The sequence below is a fragment of the Lentzea chajnantorensis genome (assembly GCF_054300775.1).
This window is the reverse complement of sequence record NZ_JBSDZT010000002.1, coordinates 1,958,481-1,978,196: the sequence shown is the minus strand read 5'-3', so window position 1 is coordinate 1,978,196 and position 19,716 is coordinate 1,958,481. Positions and strand designations below refer to the sequence as shown.

The window sequence follows — 19,716 nt, the reverse complement described above, 5'->3', positions numbered from 1 at the left end:
GTGGATCGAGCCTCTCTGCCCGTCGTCTCGGTGGTCGTCGTCAACTACCGGGGCGCGGACGACACCATCACCTGCGTCCGCGGTCTCGCCGAGCTCGACTACCCGGCCGAGTTGCTGCAGGTGGTCGTCGTCGACAACGAGGCGCACGACACCGAGCGGCTCACGCGGGAGCTGCCGGGCGCGCGGATCGTCACCTCGCAGCAGAACCTCGGGTTCGCCGGCGGGTGCAACCTCGGCGTCGAACACGCCACGGGCAGCGTGCTGGCGTTCCTGAACAACGACGCGCGTGCCGACAGGAACTGGGTGAAGGCCGCGATCAGGGTCTTCCACTCCGAACCGGCGGTCGGCGCGGTCGCGAGCAAGGTGCTCGACTGGGACGGCGCGAACATCGACTTCGTCGACGGCGGGCTGACCTGGTTCGGCATGGGCTACAAGCGGCACGCGGGCCAGCCCGACGACGGCAGCCACGACGGCCCGCGGGACGTGCTGTTCGGCACCGGGTCCGCGCTGTTCGTGCGGGCCGAGGTCTACCGCGAGCTCGGCGGGTTCGACGAGCGGTTCTTCATGTTCTACGAGGACGTCGACCTCGGCTGGCGGATGAACCTGCGCGGCTGGCGGGTGCGCTACGAGCCCGCGTCGCTCACGTTCCACCGCCACCACGCGTCGATGAGCTCGATCGACCACAGCCGCGAGCTGTACCTGCTGGAGCGCAACGCCCTGGCGGCGCTCTACAAGAACTTCTCCGACGAGACGCTCGCGAAGGTGCTGCCCGCGGCGCTCGCGCTGTGCGTGCGCAGGGCGACCGCGCGCGGCGAGATCGACCCCACCCAGCTGGAGATCACCCGCAGGCCGGCGGACCCGGCGCTCGACCGCGAACCGGTCGGGGTGTCGCGGCAGGCGCTCGCCGGGTTCCTCGCGATCGACCAGTTCGTCGAGCTGATGCCGTCGCTGGCCGAGTCGCGGAAGGTGGAGCAGGCCAAGCGCCGGCTCTCCGACACCGACCTGGTGCCGTTGATGCGCAAGGCGCTGGAGCCCGCGTACCCGTTGCCGCGCTACCTGGCGGCACACGACGTGCTCGTCGAGGTACTGGGCCTGGACGACGTGTTCGGCAAGCCGCGCAAGGTCCTGGTGATCACCGGTGACGCGATCTCGGACCGGATGGCGGGTCCGGCGATCCGCGCGTGGCACATGGCGGACGTGCTGTCCGGCGAGCACCAGGTGCGGCTGGTCACCACGAACCCGCTGTGCGCGCCGCCGGACGCACCGTTCGCCGTCGAGCGGGCACGGCCGAAGGAGCTGCCGCCGCACGTGGCGTGGGCGGACGTAGTCGTGTTGCAGGGCCACGCGCTGGAGATGGTGCAGGAGCTCAAGCGCAAGTCGTCGACCAAGATCGTGGTCTGCGACATGTACGACCCGATGCACCTGGAACTGCTGGAACAGGGCAAGGACGACACGGACGAGAAGCGCGCGCTGGACCTGAAGACGGTCACGCGCGTGCTGAACACCCAGCTCGAACGCGGCGACTTCTTCCTGTGCGCGTCGGAACGCCAGCGGCACTTCTGGCTGGGCCACCTGGCGTCGCTGGGCCGGCTCACGCCCACGTTGTACGACAACGACCCCACGACCCAGTCGCTGCTCGGCATCGTCCCGTTCGGACTGTCGGGCAAGCCGCCGCAGCGCACCGCACCGGCGATCAAGGGCGTCGTGCCGGGCGTGACCGACGCGGACAAGGTCGTGATCTGGGCGGGCGGCGTCTACAGCTGGTTCGACCCGCTGACGCTCGTCGAGGCCATGGACCACCTGCGCAAGCGGCGGTCGAACGCCAAGCTGTACTTCCTCGGCATGAAGCACCCGAACCCCGAGGTGCCGGACATGGACATCGCCGGACAGACGCGCGGCCTGGCCGCGTCGCTGGGGCTGACCGGCGAGCACGTGTTCTTCAACGACGGGTGGGTGCCCTACACCGAGCGGCAGAACTGGCTGCTGGACGCGGACTGCGGCGTCACCACGCACTACGAGCACGTGGAGACCACGTTCGCGTTCCGCACGCGGGTGCTCGACTACCTGTGGTCGGGGCTGCCGATCGTCACCACGTCCGGCGACTCGTTCGCGGACCTGGTGGCGCGGGAGGGACTGGGCGTCGTGGTGCCGCCGGAGAACCCGGAGGCGCTGGCCGACGCGTTGGAGACGGTGCTCTACGACGAGGAGTTCGCGGCCGGGTGCCGTGAACGCATCGCCGTCGTCCGCGAGCGGTACACCTGGGAGACGGCACTCGCGCCGCTGGCCGAGTTCTGCCGCAACCCCAGGCCCGCCGCGGACCGCCTGCCCGGCTCGGCGCCGCTGGTGCGCACGCCGGAGCTGAGCAAGGCGGACAAGGTGAAGCGGGACCTGCGGCTGGTGCGCGAGTACCTGGACGCGGGTGGCCCGACGGAGTTGGCCAAGCGGGCGACGGGGCGTCTGCGCAAGATCGCGCGTGGCGGTGGCTGATGGCTCGCAAACCCCTTTCGGTGCTGCTCGACGGCACTCCCCTGCTCGGACACCGGACCGGCATCGGCCGCTACACGGCGGCGCTGGCCGAGGAGCTGGCGTCGATGCCGGACGAGGCCGACGTCCGTGCGGTGGCGTTCACCCTGCGCGGCTGGCGCGCGTTGCGGACGGTGCTGCCGCACGACGTCACGGCCCGCGGCCTGCCCGTCGCGGCACGGGCGCTGCGGCAGCTGTGGCTGCGCGCGCCGTTCCCGCCGGTGGAGCTGCTGGCCGGGTTCTCCGACGTCATGCACGCCACGAACTTCGTGCTGCCGCCCACGATCAGGGCCCGCGGGGTCGTCACGATCCACGACCTCGCGTTCCTGGACAGCCCCGGTGACCTGCCGGCCTCCGACGCCCGGCTGCCGGAGCTCGTGCGGCTCTCGGCCCAGCGCGCGGACGTGATCTGCACGCCGACCGCTGCCGTCGCCGACGTCGTCGCCGACCGGTTCTCGGTGCCGCTGGACAAGGTCGTCGTGACCCCGCTGGGCGTCGACCCGGCGTGGTTCGCCTCCCGCCCCCCGACCACGACGCTGCGCGGCCGGCTGGGGCTGCCGTCGGAGTACCTGCTGTTCGTCGGCGCCGACGGCCCGCGCAAGGGCCTCGGCCACCTGGCGAAGGCGCACGCGTCCGACCCGTCGCTGCCGCCGCTGGTGATCGTCGGCCCCGGCCGGTCCGGTGTGGACGGACGGGTGCTGCGGACCGGGTACCTGTCGGACGTGCACCTGCGTTCGGTGGTGGCGGGCGCGACCGCGCTGGTGCTGCCGTCGCGCGACGAGGGCTTCGGGCTGCCGGTGCTGGAAGCGCTGGCGTGCAACGTCCCCGTGGTGTGCTCGGACGTGCCGGCGCTGCGCGAGGTGGCCGGCGGACACGCGTTGCACGTGCCGGTCGGTGACGTCGAGGCGCTGGCGGCCGGGCTGGCGCAAGCCGTTGCGGCACCGGCGACCCCGGCGGCCCAGGCGGAACGGCGGGCGCACGCGGCGGGGTTCACGTGGCGGCGGTGCGCGGAGCTGACGCTGGGCGCGTACCGGCGCAGCAAGGCCTGACGTCCTGTGCTGTTGCGTGAGGGCGTCAGGAAGTCCTGACGCCCCACCACGTCGTCCACGTCACCGGGAATGCGGCCCCGGTGCGTACCTGTCGAGCTGGCTCTGCGACGCCTGTCGGGAGCCCGTCACCACGGCAACGCAGCGCAGGAAGCGCTGCCTGTCGGAATCCGTTGTCGCGGGACGCTGGGGTTTGCGCCCGGAATCGACCATGCCGAACAGGCTCCCGCATCGCCCACGGCCAGACCAGACCGGTCACCCCAATGGACCAGCTCAGGCACGCGGAGCGACCACACCCGCCCGGAATGCAGCCGTTAGGGCGCTGCGCCAGTGCGGCAACGGGCGCAGTCCCGCTGCTGCCCACGCCGCACCCGACAGCACCGAGTAGGCGGGCCTGGGCGCCGGCCGCGGGAAGTCCGCGGTGGTGCACGGCGTGACGCGCGCGGGGTCGGCACCCAGTTCCTCGAAAACGGCCTGGGCGAGGCCGAACCACGTCGTCTCGCCGCCGCCGGCCGCGTGCAGCAAGCGCGTGGACGGCAGCACGGCCGCCAGTTCGAGGAGACCGGCGGCGAGGTCGTGCGACCACGTCGGCGCACCGCGTTGATCGTCCACAACGGACACCGACGGGCGCGAGGACTCCAGTGCCGCCATGGTCTTCACGAAGTTGGAGCCGTTCGCGCCGTACACCCACGAGGTGCGCACGACCCAGCCGCCCTCTTCGAGCACCCGGCGTTCGCCTTCGAGCTTCGTGCGGCCGTAGGCGCTCTTCGGGCCGACGTCGTCCGTGGGCTCGTACGGGCGCGTGCCGTCGCCGGGGAAGACGTAGTCCGTCGACACGTGGATCAACGGGATGCCGGCCGTGGCGCACGCGCGCGCCAGCAGACCGGGACCGACGGCGTTCACCGCGAACGCGCGGTCCTCGTCGGTCTCGGCCGCGTCGACCGCGGTGTACGCGGCGCAGTTGATCACCGCCGAGTACCCGCGGACGTCGTCGGCGGTCACCGCGGTCACGTCGAGCTCCGCCGACGACGCCGCGTGGACGTCGGCGGAGAGCGCGGCGAGGTCGTGGCCGAGCTGACCACGACCTCCGGGAACGAGGATCACGCCGGCTCAGCCCTTCGCCAGCGCCGCGCGCTCCTTGAGCGGCTCCCACCACTCGCGGTGCGCGCGGTACCACTCGACGGTCTCCGCGAGACCGGTCGTGAAGTCGACCTGCGGCTTGTACCCCAGCTCCGCGGCGATCTTCGAGATGTCGACCGAGTAGCGCCGGTCGTGCCCCTTGCGGTCCTCCACCGGCTCGACGGACGACCAGTCACGGCCCGTGGCGGCGAGCAGGCGCTCGGTGAGCTCGCGGTTGGTGAGCTCGGTGCCGCCGCCGATGTTGTAGACCTCGCCCGGCCGGCCGCCCTCGGCGACGAGCTGGATGCCGCGGCAGTGGTCGTCGACGTGCAGCCAGTCGCGCACGTTGAGGCCGTCGCCGTACAGCGGCACCTTCTTGCCGTCGATGAGGTTGGTGACGAAGAGCGGGATCACCTTCTCCGGGAACTGGTACGGGCCGTAGTTGTTCGAACACCGGGTGATGCTGACCGGCAGCCCGTGGGTGCGGTGGAACGCCCGCGCGAGCAGGTCGGAGGAGGCCTTCGAGGCCGAGTACGGCGAGTTCGGCTCCAGCGCGTGCGCCTCGTCCCACGAACCCGATTCGATCGAGCCGTAGACCTCGTCGGTCGACACGTGCACGAACCGGCCCACGCCCGCGTTGAGCGCGGCCTGCAACAGGGTCTGCGTGCCGAGGACGTTCGTCAGCACGAAGTCCGCCGAGCCGGTGATGGAGCGGTCCACGTGCGATTCAGCGGCGAAGTGGACGACCACGTCGACGCCGCGCATCTGCTCGGCGACCACGACGGGGTCGCAGATGTCGCCGCGCACGAACTCGAACCGGCCGGCGACCGGGGCCAGGTTGGTCTCACTGCCCGCGTAGGTGAGCTTGTCGAGCACCACCACGTCGGCACCCGCGAAGGCCGGGTACGAGCCGCTCACCAACTCCCGCACGTAGTGCGAGCCGATGAACCCGGCCCCACCTGTCACCAGTACGCGCATGCTCATTTCCTCTCGTGGTGTTCCACCACTTGCAGTCTGTCATGGGGTCCATCGGTGCAACCCACAGCAATGTCACGTCGTTTGTCTTATAAACGACTAAACTCCGTGTGGTGGGGGAGGAACCAGCAGTGGAAGGCAGAGGTCTGCCGGTACGGGTCACGGTCACCCGCCCGTCGCCCGCTTTCCGCGCGTTCCTGGTCACGGGGCGCATCTTCGTCGCACTCGTCTCAGCGGGTGTGCTGCTCGTCACGTCGGTGGGCTGGGCGCAGTACAAGAGCGCCAACGACGGCATCACCAAGACGGACGTGATCGACCAGGAGATCGCGAAGGACGCCGGGCGCAAGCCGCTCGACGGCGCCGTCGACATCCTGCTGGTCGGCCTGGACAGCCGCACGGACGCGCAGGGCAACCCGCTGTCCCAGGAGGCGCTCGCCCTGCTCAACGGCGGCATCCCGGACGGTGAGCAGAACACCGACACCATGATCCTCGTGCACATCCCGGTGGACGGCACGCGTGCGGTGGCGATCTCGTTCCCGCGCGACGCCTACGTGGAGATGGCCGACGGGTTCGGCAAGCACAAGCTCAACTCGGCGTTCGCGCGCCAGCGCAACACCGTCGACCAGGAGCTGCGCAACAAGGGCGTCACCGACGAGAAGCTGATCCGCGACGAGTCGATGGCCGCCGGCCGCAAGACGTTGATCAAGACCATCGAGGGCATGACCGGCGGCTCGGTGCGCATCGACCGGTACGCCGAGGTCAACCTCGCGAGCTTCTACGAGGTCACGAAGGCCATCGGCGGCGTCGAGGTGTGCCTGAGGGAACCGACCAGCGACCGCGACTCCGGCGCCGACTTCGCGGCGGGCCCGCAGCTCATCGAGGGCCGCTCGGCGCTGTCGTTCGTGCGGCAGCGCCAGAACCTGCCCGGCGGGGACCTGGACCGGATCGTGCGCCAGCAGGTGTTCATCGGGGCGCTCGCGAAGAAGGTCCTCTCGACCGGCACGCTGACCGACTCGGGCAAGCTCTCCGGGCTCATCGCCGCCATCCAGAAGTCCGTGATCCTCAGCGACGGCTGGGACATCACCACGTTCGCCGAGCAGATGCAGGGCCTGGTGGGCGGCAACATCGAGTTCCGCACGATCCCGGTCGGCGACCCGATGGACACCTACGGTGACGGCAACGTCCTGCCGGTGAACCCGGCCCAGGTGAAGAAGTTCATCACCGGCCTGGCCGGCGACAAGCCGTCGAGCACCCCGCCGACGCCCACGACCACGCTGCCAGCGCCGCCGAACTCCGCGATCACCGTGCAGGTGTACAACGCGACCAACCGGCAGGGTCTCGCGGGCGAGGTGCTGAACGCGTTGGTCGCCAAGGGCTTCGCCCGCGGGCAGGCGCTCTCGGGGCCGGCCAGCGACTCCACCGTCGTGTACTACGCGGCCGGCGAGGAGGGGGCGGCGCGCAAGGTCGCCGCCGAGCTCGGGCCGAACGTGACCGTCGCCGAGGAGAAGTCGGTCCGAAGAGGACAGGTGCAGGTGCACGTCGGCACCGACTACGTGACTTCGAACGGTGACGAGGGGGACGGCGAGGACGTCGAGGCGCAGAACGCCTCCGGCACCCCGTCGACCGCGACGAGCAGCACACCTCCGATCACCGCGGGTGGTCTCGTCTGCGTCAACTGACCGGAAATCCCTGCGGTACCGGTTCTCGGCGGTTACGCTGTGCATTCGAAACCCGTACTGGAAGGAACCCGTGTTGAGCGCTGCATCGCGCGCCAGGAAGGCGTTCCTGGTCACCGGACGCACGGTGGTCGCGTTGGTCGCGGTGGCAACACTGGTGTTCTCCGGGTACTTCTGGACGGCACTGCGGCTGGTCAAGCAGAACACCAACACCACGCAGATCCTCGAGGTGCTGGAGGACGTCCCGAACTCGCCGCCGGTCGAGGACGGCGCCGTCGACATCCTGCTCGTGGGCAGCGACAGCCGCACGGACGCGCAGGGCCGGCCGTTGCCCGCGGACGTGCTGCGCAAGCTGCGCACCGAGAGCACCGACGGCGTGAACACCGACACCGTCATCGTGCTGCGGGTACCGCGCAACGGCGGCAAGGCGAGCGCGATCTCGATTCCCCGTGACACGTACGTGCCGATCGCCGGCTACCGCGAGGACAAGATCAACTCGGCGTACGGCGCGGTGAAGTACCTGACGGCGGAACGGTTGCAGGCCGAGGGCGTGAGCGACCAGGCCGAGCGCGAGCGCCGGTCGGACGAGGCAGGGCGCAAGGCGCTGGTGCAGGCCGTGCAGGAGCTGACCGGCATGCGCGTCGACCACTACGCCGAGATCAACCTCTACGGCTTCTACCTGCTGACCGAGGTCATCGGCGGCGTCCGGGTGTGCCTGAAGGCCGGCACGTCGGACCCCAACTCCGGTGCGAACTTCCGCGCGGGCGAGCAGACGGTCTCCGGCGGTGACGCGCTGTCGTTCGTGCGGCAGCGGAACATGCCCGGCGGTGACCTGGGCCGCATCGCGCGCCAGCAGGTGTTCATGTCGCAGGCGATGAAGCAGCTGCTGTCCGCGGGCACGTTCACCGACCCGGCCAAGCTGAACGGCCTGCTCGACGCCGTCTCGAAGTCCGTGGTCGTGGACCAGAAGCTCGACATCGCGACGCTGGCGACGCAGGCGCAGGGGCTCGCCACGGGCAACGTGGAGTTCGCCACGATCCCGGTCACGAACATCGACTTCCGCAACGAGCGCGGCCAGAGCGTCGTGGCGGTGGACCGCGAGGCCGTGAAGGCGTGGGTGCGCCAGCTGATCGGTGAGACGACGGCACCGGTGCCGTCGACGACCTCCGCCGCCCCCACCGGGTCCACCACCCCGAGCACGCCGTCGCGGTTCGGCGGTGAGAGGCTGCTGTCGCTGGACGGCGCCCGTGCCGTGGCAGCGCGGCAACCGTCTGTGCCCTGCGTCGACTAGGAGTGCGCCCGTGAGCGTGACCGAGATCCTCTTCACGCCGCTGCTGAAGGCCGACTCCGGCCGTCCGCTGATCACGCACTACGACGACGCGGCGGGCACCAGGGTCGAGCTGTCCCGCGCGACGGTGGCGAACTGGGCGGCGAAGACGGCGAACTGGCTGCGCGACGAGCACGACGTCGAGCCGGGCGACCGGGTGGCGGTGCTGCTGCCCGCGCACTGGCAGACCACGGGCGTGCTGCTGGGCGCCTGGTGGTGCGGGGCGCACGTGGTGATGAGCGCGGACGCCGCGGACGTGAAGGTGGCCGTGAAGGTGGCCGTGGTGCCGCCGGGTGGTTCTGCCGAGGCCGACGTGGTGGCCGTGGCCTCGTTGCACCCCATGGGCCTGGGCTCGGGCGCGGCGGTCGACTACAACGACGACGTGCGCGTGCACGGCGACGACTTCACGCCGTGGGACGCGGTCGACGGCTCCGCCCCGGCCCTCGATGAGTCCACTGTGGACGAGCTGGTGGCGCGGGCGCGCGAGCTCGGCGAGGCGCTGGGCGACCAGCCGCGCGTGCTGTCCACTCTGGAGTGGAACTCGCCTTCCGATGTGCTGGAAGGGTTTCTCGCCGTGCTCGCGGCCGGTGGCTCGCTGGTGCAGGTGACGAACCCCGACGCGGGCCGGTTGGCCGCGCGCCGGGACGTCGAGAGGGTCAGCGTCACGCTGCCGCTGGGTTGAGCACCCTGTTGTTCTTGAACAGCACGCGGTCCAGCGCGTAGGCGCCGCCGTTGAAGCCGAGCGCGAGCGCCGCCGCACCCAGGGCGACCACGAGCTCGGCACCGCCCTCGCCGATGAGGCCGTTGGGCAGGTGGACGATCAGCCACGCGCCGAGCATGTTGAGCGCCAGCAGGACCCCGACGACCGGCAGCGCGACACCGGCGATGAGCGCGACGCCACCGACGAGCTCGACGATCGCGGCGAACCACGCCGACAGGGTGGGCGCCGGCACCCCCATCTTCTCGAAGCTCGCGGCGGTGCCGTCCAGCCCGTACTGGGTGAACTTCTGCCAGCCGTGCGCGATGAAGACGGTGCCGATGCCGATCCGGCCGATCAGCGCGGTGACGTCCTTGACCATGGTTGGTGCTCCCCGATCCTGTCGTTCAGCTGTTCAACTTCGAACCAAAACTAGTGCAGGTTTGAACAACCTCACGATTTCGACAGGATTCCAACAGCTACTTCTTAAGTTGGATGCCGTCACCCTGCGTGTTCGTCAGGGAGAGCGAGCTGCGCTCGACCTCGTAGTTGACCTCCCCCTGCAACGCCCCCACCACAGCCTTCTCGACCAGCGCCTCGTCCGGGCCGCACGCCTTGTCGGTGTGCACGAGCCCCTCGAACGTGATGGCCCTCCCGTCCACCCGGTAGGACGCCGAACCTGAGTTGCAGCCGGTGAACACCTCGACCCGGCCGTTCTCGAACTTGAGCGTGGCCGGCACCGCCCCCGGCACCGACGAGGCGGCGTCGGCGGAGACGAGCGTGTCGACCCGCCACTCCCCGCCTTCGAGCCGGGCCGGCGCCTCCGGTGCGAGCACGATCTCGCCGCCCGCGCCGGTGACCACCAGGTTCTCGTCCTGGAGCCGCCAGTCCGGTGTGGCGCCGAGCAGCTTCGACAACCACTCGTCCTGCTCGTGCAGCTCGGGCTTCGGGCACCCCATCGCCGTGCTGGAGAGGTCGGCGACCTCCAGCTTGCCCCCGCCGAGGTCCACCGGGCCCTGCATCAGGTTGCACCCCGCCCGCGCGACCAACCGCCCGTCGTCGGTGAACCGCAGCTCCACCGACGTGCCCTCGACGAGCCGCCGGTCACTGACCGACGTCGACACGAACACCTTGCCGCGCAACGAGTCCGCACTCCCCGCCGATCCACCGCACCCGGCGACCGCGAGCAGGACGACGACAACCGGCACAAGTCTCATGCCTCCAGGACGGAACGAGGAGCAGGCGCGGTTGCCCTTGACATCTCGCCGACGATCTGGCGTACTTAACCCAGAGGTTAGATAACCAATCGGTTAGGTATGAGATGGACCAGCTGAGCGCCACCTTCGCCGCACTGGCGGACCCGACGCGCCGCGCGATCCTCGCGCGGCTCACCGAGGGCCCCGCGACGGTGAAGGAGCTCTCCGAGCCGTTCGACATCAGCGGCCCGGCGATCTCCAAGCACCTGCGCGTGCTGGAGAAGGCAGGCCTGATCACCCGCGGCAGGGAGGCCCAGTGGCGCCCCTGCCAGCTCGACGCGACACCGTTGCAGGAGGTCGCCGTGTGGGCCGAGAACTACCGCCGCTTCTGGGACGCGAGCTACGCCCGCCTGGACGCGCTGTTGACCGAGATGAAGGAGAACGAGGAATGACCACCACCTACGGCACCGCCGTCACCACCCCGACCGCCAGCACCATCACCATGACCCGCTCGTTCGACGCGCCGGCCGCGCTGGTGTGGAAGGCGTTCACCACCCCCGCGCTGGTCCGCCGGTGGCTCCTCGGCCCCGACGGCTGGGAGATGCCGATCTGCGAGATCGACCTGGCCGTCGGCGGCAGGTGGCGCTACGGCTGGGCCCAGCCCGACGGCTCCGAGGCGTTCGAGATCCACGGCTCGTACGTGGAGCTGGAGCCGTACACCCGGATCGTGCACACCGAGCAGTTCGAGGACAACCCGCCGGCGACCGTGACCACGACGTTCACCGAGGAGGACGGGCGGACGACGATGGTGTCGACGATGGAGCTGGGGTCGCAGGAGGCGCGGGACGCGGTGCTGGCGACGGGGATGGCGGACGGGGCCGGGCGCAGCTACGAGCGCCTGTCCGAGCTGCTGCCGACGTTCTGACGGCAGGCGGGTAACTTGGCCGCATGGCCGAGAACGGACGGGTCGGATATCGCGACATCGCCGACGAACTGCGGCAGCGCATCGACTCGGGCGAGCTGGCACCCGGCAGCCGGGTCCCCGGTGAGAACGACCTGATGTCGCGCTACGACGTCGAACGCCCGACCGCACGACAGGCCCTCGAAGTGCTGAAGAACGAGGGCCTGATCGTCGCTCGGCGCGGCTCGGGGACCTTCGTGCGCGAGTTCAAGCCGATCAGGCGCGTCTCCCCGAACCGGCTGCGGGCAGGTCAGTCCATCTGGGACGCAGACCTGGGATCCAGGCCGCGCACGGAGAACGTCACCGTAGACGTGGAGCAGCCTTCGTCGAAGGTCGCCGAGGCGCTGGACCTCGGCGACGGTGACCGCGTGGTGGTCCGCCGGCGCCGGTACGTGGTCGAGGACAAGCCCGTCCAACTGGCGACGTCCTACTTCCCGGAGTCGCTCGTGGCGGGAACCGCGATCACGCGGATCGACACGGGCTCAGGTGGCGTCTACGCCCGGCTGGCCGAACTGGGCGCTGAGCCGACGCGCTTCACCGAAGAGCTTCCGCGTCCGCATGCCGCGCGAGTCCGAGCGAGAAGCTCTCGACCTCGCCCAGGGCACGCCGATCATCCTGATCACGCGCACCGCCCGCACTGCGGACGGCCGCCCCGTCGAGATCAACGAGATGGCTCTCGACTCCGCCTCCTACCTGCTGGAATACCGCTTCTCCTCGAACGACTGACTTGCGTTCTCTAGGGAACTACGGTTGACTCCACGTCGCGTGGTTCTCTAGAGAATGCGAGTCCGATGATCGCGCCATACGTCACCGCTTGGAGTTCCGAGCACGACCTCCCGTGCGTGCTGGTGGACCGCCCCGACCACCGCCTCGGCTACGCGACCGAACTCCTCACCGACCGCGACCGGCACGGCGTCCTGTGGACCCAGACCGTTTCGCGCCGTGGTGACGGCCGCCCCGAGTTCGCCCGCGTCCACCCGCAGCGGCAACGCCGGGCGATGGAACGGCTGCTGTGCCAGGTGTGCGGCAACCCCGCCGACCAGGACGAGACCGGCGTCCTCTGGCTGCTGCGCGACTTCCGCGGCGACTGGCCGAACTGGCCGGAGGGCATGGCGTCGACGGAACCACCGGTGTGCCGCCCGTGCGTCCCGCTCTCCCGCCGCCTGTGCCCGTCACTGCGCAAAGGTGTCGTGACCGTGCGCGTCCGCCACCACCCGATCGCCGGCGTGCGCGGCTCGCTGTACCGCCCCGGCACCCTCGCCCCGGTCGCCGTCCGCGCCGGCGACTTCGCCTACGACGACCCGTTCGTGCACCGCGTGCTGGCCTCCGCACTGATCCGCGAACTGCGCGGCTGCACGGTCGCCGCCGATGTCGCTGGGTAGCTTCCGCGGCACCCGACCGTGACCTCGATTCCCCCTGTCGTGGCAGGTCAGGCGCGTTACGTTCGCCGCATGGGCCGTTTCCTCGTAGCGCTCGCCCTCTCGGCGAGCACCGCACTGTTGACTCCCCACGCCGACGCCGAGCCGTCAGGCCACTGGCAGGTCGAGCCGTGCCCCGCCGGCCAGAAGGCGCTCTGGCTGCCGCGCGTGGACACGGTCGGCACGGACCTCAGCTGCACAACGGAGGACGCCCGCAACGCGGCGGTGCAGGAGGCGGCGGGGAGCAACGACGCGGTGCGGTTGATGAACATCGTCATCGCGCTCGCGCAGCAGGAGTCGGACAAGTCGGTGACGGCGGACGCGGAGTGCGTGGTGGGGGCGAAGGCGGCGATCGGTGATGCGCTGGGGACGTGCGTGCCTGCTTGATGCCACGTGACGTGGCTTGTAATGGTCGTCGGGTGGCTCCCGATCAACAGCGTGCACCACCGCCGAGATCAGGAGCCGCAGTGACGTCGCCGAACTGGAAGGCCGAGTACGCCGAGGTCCGCTCGAAGTACGAGGCATATGAGAAGAAATTGCGCGAGCTCGTGTGCGAGATCCTCGATCACGCCGGCATCGACGTCTTCCAGGTCGAGGGCCGGGTGAAGACGCTCGACAGTTTCGACGAGAAGATCCGACGGAAGTCCGGCAAGTACGACAACCCGCTCACCGACATGACGGACCTGGTCGGTGTGCGGATCATCGCTCACTACGTCGAGGACGTGGACCGGATCGTCGAGCTCCTGGGCAAGGAGTTCGAGGTTCGCGAAGAGCACTCGATGAACAAGCAGGACGAACTGGCGCCCGACCAGTTCGGTTACACGTCGAATCATCTGGTCGTGCGAATCGGGAGTCGGAGCGAACGGTTGGAGTGGGCGAAGTACGCCGACATTTCCGTCGAGTTCCAGGTCAGAACGATGTCGCAGCACGCCTGGGCCGCGATGCACCACAAGCTCGGCTACAAGCGCGAGGCTGACGTGCCGGTGCCGCTGCAACGGAAGTTGTTCCGGCTGAGCGCGTTGTTCGAGTTGGCGGATGAGCAGTTCTCCACCATCAAGGACGCCATCGACACACTGTCCGGCGAGTACTCCGACAGCGTGAGGCACGGCATCCTCGACATGAACGTCGACGCGCAGTCCATCGAAGCCTACTTGCGCAACAGCACCAAGGTATCGACGATCATCGAAGTGGCGAGGAAACTGAGAATCACCTACTGGGAGAGCAATCTCAGCGTGCTGGTGGCGATCGCCGGGGCGCTCGACGCGAGGACCATCGGGGAGTTCGACGGGTTGCTGCCAGACGGGACCTCAGCGCACCGGGTGCTCACCGCGTTTTTGTCGGTGTTCGGCCCTCGGTCAGAAGGCCGCGCGATCGAAATCAGCTTGGGAAGCATCATCGCGACCTTCAACGGTCTGACAGAAGAACAGTTCACGCGAATCTTCCCCGACAGCGACAGCACAGGCTGGAGGATGTTCGAGGTAATCCACAAGAAGCTGCGGAGCCAAGAGTGAGGTTCTGGCTCCGCAACACCCGACGATCTAGCCGTTCAGAACCGCACGCGACATCACGACGCGCTGGATCTGGTTCGTGCCCTCGTAGATCTGCGTGATCTTCGCGTCCCGCATCATCCGCTCCACGGGGAAGTCCCGCGTGTACCCCGCCCCACCGAACAGCTGCACGGCATCGGTGGTGACCTCCATGGCCACGTCCGAAGCGAAGCACTTGGCCGCAGCGGTGATGAACCCGATGTTCGCCTCACCACGCTCAGCCTTCGCAGCGGCGACGTACACCATGTGCCGCGCGGCCTCGATCTTCATCGCCATGTCCGCGAGCATGAACTGCACACCCTGGAAGTCCGAAATGGACTTCCCGAACTGCTTGCGGTCCTTGACGTACGCGACCGCGGCCTCCAGGGCACCCTGCGCGATGCCCACGGCCTGCGCACCGATCGTCGGACGCGTGTGGTCCAGAGTGCGAAGAGCCGTCTTCAGGCCGGTCCCCGGCTCACCGATGATCCGGTTGGCGGGGATCGTGCAGTTCTCGAAGTAGATCTCCCGGGTCGGCGAGCCCTTGATGCCGAGCTTGCGCTCCTTCGGGCCGACGGAGAAGCCGGGGTCGTCCTTGTGCACCACGAAAGCAGAGATGCCGGCGGACTTCTTGGCCGCCTGGGGGTCCGTCACCGCCATCACGGTGTACCAGGTGGACTCGCCGGCGTTGGTGATCCAGCACTTGGTGCCGTTGAGCACCCAGTGGTCGCCGTCCAGCAGAGCACGCGTGCGCATCGAGGCGGTGTCCGAGCCGGCCTCGCGCTCCGACAGGGCGTAGGAAGCCATGGCCTCACCCGACGCGATGGACGGCATGACGAGCTGCTTGAGCTCCTCCGAGGCCGACAGGAGGATCGGCATGGTGCCGAGCTTGTTCACCGCCGGGATCAGCGAGGAGGACGCGCAGACGCGGGCCACCTCCTCGATCACGATGCAGGTGGCGACGGAGTCGGCGCCCTGGCCGTCGTAGGACTCGGGGACGTGGACGGCGGCGAAGCCGGCCTTGACCAGGGCGTTGTGCGCCTCCACCGGGAAGCGCTCGTTCTCGTCGACCTCGGCCGCGTACGGCTTGATCTCCTTCTCGGCGAGCGAGCGGACGGCCTCTCGCAGCGCCTCGTGCTCCTCGGCGAGCTGGTAGGTGCCGAAGCTCGGGTTCACCTTGTTACCTCCCGGTAGCGAGTACTCGGCACGATGTTAGCGCCCGTTCACACCGGGCGCCGCTGTGCCGTTGAGCACTCAGAGGGACTTCTGCAGAGCCGCGTCCTTGTCTAGTACGAGCTGCTCGAGTTCTGCCTGGAAGCGGGCCATGCGCTCCTGCAACGCCACATCGGACGAAGCCAGCACCCGCACGGCCAGCAGGCCCGCGTTGCGCGCTCCACCCACCGAGACGGTGGCGACCGGGACGCCTGCGGGCATCTGCACGATCGAGAGCAGCGAGTCCATGCCGTCGAGGTACTTCAGGGGCACCGGGACGCCGATGACCGGCAGCACCGTGGCGGAGGCGACCATGCCGGGCAGGTGGGCGGCGCCACCCGCGCCGGCGATGATCACCCGCAGACCGCGCGACGCCGCGGACGACGCGTAGTCGAGCATGCGCTGCGGGGTGCGGTGGGCGGAGACGACGCTCACCTCGAACGGCACGTCGAACTCGGCCAGTGCCTCGGTGGCGGCTTTCATCACCGGCCAGTCCGAGTCGCTGCCCATGATCACGCCAACCTGAACCGCACTCACTGCGCGCTCCGCTTCTCTTCGCCGTGGATGTCGTACCCGTCCGACCAGACGCCGGTGGACAGCCAGTCCGCCGCCAGCCGTGCGCGCGTGCGGACCGTCGTCATGTCGTTGCCGAGGAACGTCACGTGGCCGACCTTGCGGCCCGGCCGTTCCTCTTTGCCGTAGAGGTGCACGTGCGCGTCCGGGAAGCGGGCGAACAGGTGGTGCACGCGCTCGTCCGGGCCCATGGCGGGCGGTTCGGTGGCGCCCAGCACGTTCGCCATCACCACGGCCGGGGCCATCAGGTCGGTGCGGCCGAGGGGGTAGTCGAGGACCGCGCGCAGGTGCTGTTCGAACTGGGAGGTGCGGGCGCCCTCGATGGACCAGTGGCCGGAGTTGTGGGGGCGCATGGCGAGCTCGTTCACGACGACGCCGGAGGCGGTCTCGAACAGCTCCACGGCCAGCACGCCCACGACGCCCAGCGCGTCGGCGACCTTCAGCGCCAGCTCCTGGGCCGCGTCACCGTCCAGCGCGGGGGCGGGGGCGAGGACCTCGACGCAGATGCCGTCGGACTGCACGGTCTCGACGACCGGCCACGCGGCGCCCTGGCCGAACGGCGAGCGCGCCACCACGGCGGCCAGCTCGCGGCGCATCGGCACGCACTGCTCGACCATCAGCGGTGTCCCGGCCTCCAGCAGCTCGGGCACGACCCGTTCGGCGCCCGACGGGGTGTTCAGCATCCACACGCCACGGCCGTCGTAGCCGCCGCGGACCGCCTTCAGCACGCACGGCCAGCCGTGTTCGGCACCGAACCGCAGCACGTCGCGGACGTCGTTCACCTCGGTGAACGGCGGCACCGGCAGGCCCAGCTCCGCCAGCCGCACCCGCATCTTCAGCTTGTCCTGCGCGTACTGCAGCGCGTCCGGGCCGGGGTGCACCTTCACGCCCTCGGCGACGAGCGCGCGCAGGTGGTCGCCGGGCACGTGCTCGTGGTCGAACGTGACCACCTCGCAGCCCTTCGCGAACGAGCGCAGCGCGTCGAGGTCGGTGTGCGTGCCGAGGACCACGTCGCGCGCCACGAGGGCGGCGGGGTCGTTCTCCGAGACGGCGAGCACGCGCAGCGACTGTCCGAGCGGGATCGCGGCCTGGTGGGTCATGCGGGCGAGCTGCCCGCCGCCGATCATTCCGACGACGGGGAGACGGGTACGGGAGTCCACGGTTCAGGCAGCCTACCTGCACGTTCCGCAACCGCCGAACGGTGCCTGCTGAACGGCCACACCCCCAGTGGAGCCGTTCAGCAGGCGAGCGGGACCGGCCTACCCCTGCGCCGGGGCGGGGGCGACCGGAGCCGTCGAGACGTCACGGCGGTGCGAACGCGAGGGTCGCCAGCCGCCGCCGTTGCGCAGCAAGCGGAACGTCAGCCACAACGCCGCCGCGGCCAGTGCCGCGCAGACGCCGAACTCGATCCAGCGGAAGACGTCGATGCGGTCCGCCGGCTGGTAGTCGGTGTAGGTGCCGATGGCGGAGCCGGTGCGGCGCATGCAGCCGTTGGGGACCAGGCCCGCGCACCGGTCGGGCACGGGCACCGGTTCCAGGTCGCGGCCGACGAAGCCGTCGCCGATCTTCAACGCGTCGTTCGGCACCGCCGGGTTCTGGTCCCAGCGCGCGATCGAGCGGTGCACCGGCAGGTAGCGGTCGCGGGCCACCACGGCGAGCACGGTCCGGACGACGGTGTAGCAGACGAGGGTCGCGGCCATGGCGGTGAGCGTGTGCCGGGTCAGCAGACCGGCCAGGACGCCGATGGCGAGGCCCAGCAGCGCGTACCCGACCTGCACCACCCAGTTCGCCTCGAACATCGACCACGACCGGTCCTCGCTGCCGCCCAGGCCGTCGCCGACGCCGACCAGCGCGGCGAGCACCGCGGCGAGCAGGCCGAGCACGACCAGCTTGCCGCGCAACCACTGCGCGGGCGTGACGTCCTGCCCCCAGGCGACGAAGTAGGTGCGTTCCTCCAGCTCGCGGGCCAGCAGCGGGGCACCCCAGAACGCCCCGACGACAGCGCCGAACCCGAGCTGCACCACCAGGCCGTAGAACGCGGCCAGCGTCATCGTCACCTGGAAGTGCCGCAGCTCCGCCGACACGAGCCCGTACGCCGCGAACAGGGCGAGGGCCGAGGTCGTGGTGATGGCCCACCGGTGCTGGCGCCACGTCAGCCAGATCATCGTCTCCGCGTTCACGCCGCACGCTCCAGGTGTGCCACGACCAGCTCCTCCAGCGTCACGTACCGGGCGGTCCACGGCTCGTCCACCCGGGCACCGCCGGAGCGCACCAGGAACGTCGACTGCGCCTGACCGTGCCTGGCCAGCACCACCGGCCCCTCCACCGGTGGCTGCGAGGCGTGCGGGCCGGTGTAGAGGACGTGCTCCTCCAGCAGCTCGTCGGTGTCGCCGTCGACGAGCACGCGGCCGTCGTGCATCAGCAGCAACCGGTCGGCGACGCCACCGATCTCGGCGACGACGTGCGTCGAGAAGACGAGCGTCATGCCGTTGTCGGAAACCTCGGTCAGCAACGCGCTCATGACCCTGCGGCGCGCCAACGGGTCCAGTTCGGACAGTGGTTCGTCCAGCAGCAGCACGTCCGGGCGTGCGCCCAACGCCAGCGCCAGCGTCACGTGGGTGCGCTGGCCGCCGGAGAGGTCGCCCATCTGCAGCCGTCGCGGCACCTTGAACCTGGTCAGCCACGCGTCGGCGAGGTCGTTGTGCCACACCGCGTTCATCCGCCGGCCGAACTGCAGGACGTCCGCCACCTTGAAGTTGCGGTAGATCGGCTTGTGCTGCGGCACGTACGCGACGCGGCCCGCGACCGCCGTGTGCCCCGACTCCGGGGGCAGGTGCCCGGCCAGCACGTTCAGCAGCGTCGACTTGCCGGAACCGTTGGCGCCGACGACGGCGGTGACGCTGCCCGGCGGCAGCTCGAAGGAGACGCCACGGATGGCCCACTTCGAGACTTCGGCCGCGACCACGCTCATTGCGCTCCCCTGCTCAGCACCTCGCGCAGCAGCGCGTAGATGTCCTCGTCCTCCAACCCGGCGGCGCGTGCCCCCGCGACCCAGCCGGCGAGCGTGACCCGCAGCGGGTCCAGGTCCTCGGGGGCGGCGGACCCCAGGGATGCCTTGACGAAGGTGCCGGAGCCCTGGCGGGCCTCGACGAGACCGGCGAGCTCCAGCTCGCGGTAGGCCTTCAGCACGGTGTTCGCGTTCACCCCGCTGCGCGCGACGACGTCGCGGACCGTCGGCAACCGGTCGCCCGGCTGCAACCAGCCGAGCCTCATGGCCTCCCTGACCTGCCGCCCCAGCTGCAGGTACGCCGGAAGGCCACTGCCGCGGTCGACGTGGAACTCGACCACACATGCTCCCCAGATTGTGCTACTGAACTAAGACAATAGAACACTTCTCGCGCCGTTGTGAAGTGCACGCGGGGAGCTTTCGTACTCCAGGAGCGCACGCGGGGGCCCCGCGTTCCCCA

General features: G+C 70.0%; 21 protein-coding genes. 11 read left to right on the top strand and 10 right to left on the bottom strand.

Annotation, left to right across the window (positions count from 1 at the left end; genetic code table 11):
* Together ACVDFE_RS10555 and ACVDFE_RS10550 are read left to right on the top strand one after the other, a co-directional pair.
* Nucleotides 1-2,487, top strand: coding sequence for a glycosyltransferase (locus tag ACVDFE_RS10555; RefSeq protein ID WP_360394967.1), 2,487 nt, complete (start codon nt 1-3; stop codon nt 2,485-2,487).
* Nucleotides 2,487-3,572, top strand: coding sequence for a glycosyltransferase family 4 protein (locus ACVDFE_RS10550; RefSeq protein WP_458430310.1), 1,086 nt, complete (start codon nt 2,487-2,489; stop codon nt 3,570-3,572). The genes ACVDFE_RS10555 and ACVDFE_RS10550 overlap by 1 nt, the downstream gene beginning before the upstream one ends.
* Nucleotides 3,573-3,842: 270 nt before the next feature.
* Here ACVDFE_RS10550 and rfbD read toward each other — a convergent pair whose 3' ends face one another.
* Both rfbD and rfbB read right to left on the bottom strand, forming a co-directional pair.
* Nucleotides 3,843-4,673 (bottom strand): dTDP-4-dehydrorhamnose reductase, encoded by an 831-nt coding sequence (rfbD, locus tag ACVDFE_RS10545; RefSeq protein WP_458430309.1) that lies wholly within the window; start codon nt 4,671-4,673, stop codon nt 3,843-3,845.
* Nucleotides 4,674-4,679: 6 nt separating this feature from the next.
* The gene (gene rfbB, locus ACVDFE_RS10540) at nt 4,680-5,666 is read right to left on the bottom strand and encodes a dTDP-glucose 4,6-dehydratase (RefSeq protein ID WP_360394958.1); all 987 of its coding nucleotides are present in this window, start codon (nt 5,664-5,666) and stop codon (nt 4,680-4,682) included.
* A gap of 128 nt (nt 5,667-5,794) precedes the next feature.
* On the opposite strand from rfbB, the gene ACVDFE_RS10535 reads away from it, so the two are divergent.
* The 3 genes from ACVDFE_RS10535 (at nt 5,795) to ACVDFE_RS10525 (ending at nt 9,348) form a co-directional block, all read left to right on the top strand.
* The gene (locus ACVDFE_RS10535) at nt 5,795-7,342 is read left to right on the top strand and encodes an LCP family protein (RefSeq protein WP_458430308.1); all 1,548 of its coding nucleotides are present in this window, start codon (nt 5,795-5,797) and stop codon (nt 7,340-7,342) included.
* Nucleotides 7,343-7,412: 70 nt separating this feature from the next.
* Nucleotides 7,413-8,630, top strand: a complete 1,218-nt coding sequence (locus ACVDFE_RS10530) for an LCP family protein (RefSeq protein ID WP_458430307.1) — start codon at nt 7,413-7,415, stop codon at nt 8,628-8,630.
* Nucleotides 8,631-8,640: 10 nt separating this feature from the next.
* Nucleotides 8,641-9,348, top strand: a complete 708-nt coding sequence (locus ACVDFE_RS10525) for a TIGR03089 family protein (RefSeq protein ID WP_458430306.1) — start codon at nt 8,641-8,643, stop codon at nt 9,346-9,348.
* On the opposite strand, the gene ACVDFE_RS10520 is transcribed toward ACVDFE_RS10525, so the two are convergent.
* Both ACVDFE_RS10520 and ACVDFE_RS10515 read right to left on the bottom strand, forming a co-directional pair.
* Nucleotides 9,329-9,745, bottom strand: coding sequence for a DoxX family protein (locus tag ACVDFE_RS10520; RefSeq protein WP_458430305.1), 417 nt, complete (start codon nt 9,743-9,745; stop codon nt 9,329-9,331). The two genes, ACVDFE_RS10525 and ACVDFE_RS10520, sit on opposite strands and share 20 nt — an antisense overlap.
* 97 nt (nt 9,746-9,842) lie before the next feature.
* Nucleotides 9,843-10,580, bottom strand: coding sequence for an META domain-containing protein (locus ACVDFE_RS10515; RefSeq protein ID WP_458430304.1), 738 nt, complete (start codon nt 10,578-10,580; stop codon nt 9,843-9,845).
* Nucleotides 10,581-10,684: 104 nt separating this feature from the next.
* Here ACVDFE_RS10515 and ACVDFE_RS10510 point away from each other — a divergent pair, with 104 nt between their 5' ends.
* The 6 genes from ACVDFE_RS10510 to ACVDFE_RS10485 all read left to right on the top strand — a co-directional run bounded on the left by ACVDFE_RS10510 (nt 10,685) and on the right by ACVDFE_RS10485 (nt 14,449).
* Nucleotides 10,685-11,011, top strand: coding sequence for an ArsR/SmtB family transcription factor (locus ACVDFE_RS10510; protein ID WP_360394942.1), 327 nt, complete (start codon nt 10,685-10,687; stop codon nt 11,009-11,011).
* Nucleotides 11,008-11,484: an SRPBCC family protein gene (locus tag ACVDFE_RS10505; RefSeq protein ID WP_458430303.1), complete on the top strand. Its 477-nt coding sequence runs from the start codon at nt 11,008-11,010 to the stop codon at nt 11,482-11,484. The genes ACVDFE_RS10510 and ACVDFE_RS10505 overlap by 4 nt, the downstream gene beginning before the upstream one ends.
* A gap of 23 nt (nt 11,485-11,507) precedes the next feature.
* A complete protein-coding gene (locus ACVDFE_RS10500; RefSeq protein ID WP_458430302.1) occupies nt 11,508-12,260 on the top strand; it encodes a GntR family transcriptional regulator in 753 nt (250 codons plus the stop codon).
* A 51-nt stretch (nt 12,261-12,311) separates the two neighbouring features.
* Nucleotides 12,312-12,902, top strand: coding sequence for a hypothetical protein (locus ACVDFE_RS10495; protein ID WP_458430301.1), 591 nt, complete (start codon nt 12,312-12,314; stop codon nt 12,900-12,902).
* 69 nt (nt 12,903-12,971) lie between these two features.
* On the top strand, nt 12,972-13,325 hold the full coding sequence (locus ACVDFE_RS10490) for a hypothetical protein (RefSeq protein ID WP_458430300.1): 354 nt from the start codon (nt 12,972-12,974) through the stop codon (nt 13,323-13,325).
* A gap of 80 nt (nt 13,326-13,405) precedes the next feature.
* A complete protein-coding gene (locus tag ACVDFE_RS10485; RefSeq protein WP_458430299.1) occupies nt 13,406-14,449 on the top strand; it encodes a GTP pyrophosphokinase in 1,044 nt (347 codons plus the stop codon).
* Nucleotides 14,450-14,476: 27 nt separating this feature from the next.
* Here ACVDFE_RS10485 and ACVDFE_RS10480 read toward each other — a convergent pair whose 3' ends face one another.
* The 6 genes from ACVDFE_RS10480 to ACVDFE_RS10455 form a co-directional block, all read right to left on the bottom strand.
* The gene (locus ACVDFE_RS10480) at nt 14,477-15,640 is read right to left on the bottom strand and encodes an acyl-CoA dehydrogenase (protein WP_458430298.1); all 1,164 of its coding nucleotides are present in this window, start codon (nt 15,638-15,640) and stop codon (nt 14,477-14,479) included.
* A 78-nt stretch (nt 15,641-15,718) separates the two neighbouring features.
* Nucleotides 15,719-16,213, bottom strand: a complete 495-nt coding sequence (gene purE / locus ACVDFE_RS10475) for a 5-(carboxyamino)imidazole ribonucleotide mutase (RefSeq protein ID WP_360394923.1) — start codon at nt 16,211-16,213, stop codon at nt 15,719-15,721.
* On the bottom strand, nt 16,210-17,409 hold the full coding sequence (locus ACVDFE_RS10470) for a 5-(carboxyamino)imidazole ribonucleotide synthase (protein WP_458430297.1): 1,200 nt from the start codon (nt 17,407-17,409) through the stop codon (nt 16,210-16,212). Before ACVDFE_RS10470 ends, purE begins: the two co-directional genes overlap by 4 nt.
* 99 nt (nt 17,410-17,508) lie before the next feature.
* Nucleotides 17,509-18,429, bottom strand: a complete 921-nt coding sequence (locus ACVDFE_RS10465; protein WP_458430296.1) for a hypothetical protein — start codon at nt 18,427-18,429, stop codon at nt 17,509-17,511.
* Complete coding sequence (locus tag ACVDFE_RS10460) at nt 18,426-19,220, bottom strand: ABC transporter ATP-binding protein (RefSeq protein WP_360394914.1); 795 nt, start codon at nt 19,218-19,220, stop codon at nt 18,426-18,428. The genes ACVDFE_RS10465 and ACVDFE_RS10460 overlap by 4 nt, the downstream gene beginning before the upstream one ends.
* On the bottom strand, nt 19,217-19,597 hold the full coding sequence (locus ACVDFE_RS10455; RefSeq protein WP_458430295.1) for a GntR family transcriptional regulator: 381 nt from the start codon (nt 19,595-19,597) through the stop codon (nt 19,217-19,219). Before ACVDFE_RS10455 ends, ACVDFE_RS10460 begins: the two co-directional genes overlap by 4 nt.
* Nucleotides 19,598-19,716: the final 119 nt, after the last annotated feature.